This window comes from Pseudoalteromonas sp. Ld20 (genome assembly GCF_045064175.1).
Taxonomy (GTDB): domain Bacteria; phylum Pseudomonadota; class Gammaproteobacteria; order Enterobacterales; family Alteromonadaceae; genus Pseudoalteromonas; species Pseudoalteromonas neustonica.
This window is the reverse complement of record NZ_JBISHB010000022.1, coordinates 1-1,912: the sequence shown is the minus strand read 5'-3', so window position 1 is coordinate 1,912 and position 1,912 is coordinate 1. Positions and strand designations below refer to the sequence as shown.

The following is a 1,912-nucleotide window of genomic DNA, read 5'->3' as shown; positions in this document are numbered from 1 at the left end:
AACGGGAAATTACTGCGTTTATCACTAAGCGATTAAAGCTCAAAGTGAACGAATCGAAAAGTCGAGTCGGTCCAGTAACAGGCTCGAAATTTCTCGGGTTTACCTTTCGTTACGGTCAAGTGCAAATCCACGAACAGGCGCTAAAGAAATTTAAAGCAAATGTCAGGGAACTCACTAACCGCAACTGGGGGGATCTCAATGACCTTACAAATTCATAAACTCACGCAGTATTTACGCGGCTGGGGACACTACTACTTAATAGCCAACGCTTATCAACTAACAGTGGATTTAGATCATTGGATCCGCCGTAGGATAAGAATGTGCTACTGGCGGCAGTGGCGAAAACCTCGTACCAAAGTACGCAGTTTAATGAAATTGGGTGTTAGCGAGCGACTCGCCATAGCCTGTGGTATCACCAGTACCAAAAGTAGGCGCTTGGAAGCGAAGGCCCTTGTAGAAGCTCAAAAACAAAAGGAATTAACATTGCGCTAGGCAATAACTACTTAGCGTCACAAGGGTTAGTGTCATTGAGAGATATTTGGATCAATATTCATTACGGGAGATGAACCGCCCATTGCACTTCCTGTTAATAAAAAGCGCATGATGGGTGGTGTGGGGGCTGGAGGTTAGAGACCTCCGGCTACCCGATTAGGCATTTACTGCTTGGTCCCTGATAGCTGTGAAATGAGTTTAGCAAGCACCTCATCAGCCTCTTTAGATTCCGAAAGTAGATAGTTACCCGACCAATTATCCCAGCCAGCGGAGATGGTAATATCATTTTTCACGAACGAAGGCATTATGCCTTCATCCATTCCCATCGCTGCATCACCTTCGCGTATGAAGCCCATCTCATCTTCTAAAATTGAAACAATTTTAAACCATGCTGGCGAATCATATTCATCAAAGTCAATTGACGCATGGCCGTTTGCTGCTTTGTGGATTTTTAGACTCTTCATGTATGCCTAACGCTCAAAGCAACCGCGCGTCTTTTCGCGTCGGATTGCCTTTGCTTGTTATATGCTGCTCCCCAATGGAACACCACGCCAAATTTTGTCTTTAATATCTGGACCCGATGGACCAAGATCTGAAATGTCATGAACAACTTGATAACGACCGCCATTCACTGAAATCACCTCTAGGCTCACAAGTATGTATTTGTTTAAAGCTTCATCATAATCTGGCCCAACATCATATTGAAGATCGTGAGATAGCATGAAGGTTTTAATCTCGCCAGGCTTTATGATGAAAGGCTCGATAGAGTTTGACGGTATCACCAGAAATGACGAATTATGTTTGAGGTGTCCTAGTGGAGATTGGCCTCTTAGTAACGATATATCTTTAACAAATAGCTCTTGATTTCCCGTATTGCTATATGTATAGCTAAGCTCTCGTGTTGTTTTCTTCCCAGTACAGCCAAATAGCCTGCTATTTAAGCAAAGTACGGATTTTGATGACTTATGCCAGTGTGATAAATAAAGTGCTATGAGAGAAATTACTATTGACGTTAAAGCAATATAATAAGGAATGAAATCTGGCTGGGGTGGTACCTTTGCAATATCGACTAAACTTGAAAGAATAAGGTTCTGATCTTGTATTAAAGATTCGATTCCCGAAGACTTTGGAATACCAGCCGTCAATTTATCTATAGCTTCAACAATAACCTGATTATCTTCATCAACAGAAATTGTGACATTTATTGGCTCTGGGATTTCTTTGATGCTGGCTTTCTCAGTCATACTCGATTCTTATTTTGCATATAACATTTTAGTATTTATACAACACGCAGTTTGTGTTGCATAATCGCTTGTTGGACTGAGGCGCTACCTGCTCGGTGTGTTCGCGTTGGTATTGTTTATGCTATGGGAATTTGCTTTTTATGGCCTAACCGATATTTAGCCAATTTCATTGACGT

2 protein-coding genes and 1 pseudogene are annotated in these 1,912 nt (G+C 41.8%); 1 reads left to right on the top strand and 2 read right to left on the bottom strand.

Annotated features, from left to right (window positions below; translation table 11 throughout):
* Positions 1 to 566, top strand: a pseudogene (locus ACJJVX_RS00285) (group II intron maturase-specific domain-containing protein); the annotation flags it as partial.
* Positions 567 to 656: 90 nt separating this feature from the next.
* Here the strand turns inward: ACJJVX_RS00285 and ACJJVX_RS00280 are convergent.
* Positions 657 to 956 carry a hypothetical protein gene (locus ACJJVX_RS00280; protein WP_054206956.1) on the bottom strand — a complete coding sequence of 100 codons (300 nt, stop codon included), beginning with the start codon at positions 954 to 956 and terminating at the stop codon, positions 657 to 659.
* Between the two features lie 57 nt (positions 957 to 1,013).
* On the bottom strand, positions 1,014 to 1,736 hold the full coding sequence (locus tag ACJJVX_RS00275; RefSeq protein WP_231659138.1) for a hypothetical protein: 723 nt from the start codon (positions 1,734 to 1,736) through the stop codon (positions 1,014 to 1,016).
* Positions 1,737 to 1,912 lie beyond the last annotated feature (176 nt).

Coding starts and splice junctions, on each gene's coding strand:
- ACJJVX_RS00280 (WP_054206956.1), bottom strand. CDS start 956: ATGAAGAGTCTAAAAATCCACAAAGCAGCAAACGGCCATGCGTCAATT.
- ACJJVX_RS00275 (WP_231659138.1), bottom strand. CDS start 1,736: ATGACTGAGAAAGCCAGCATCAAAGAAATCCCAGAGCCAATAAATGTC.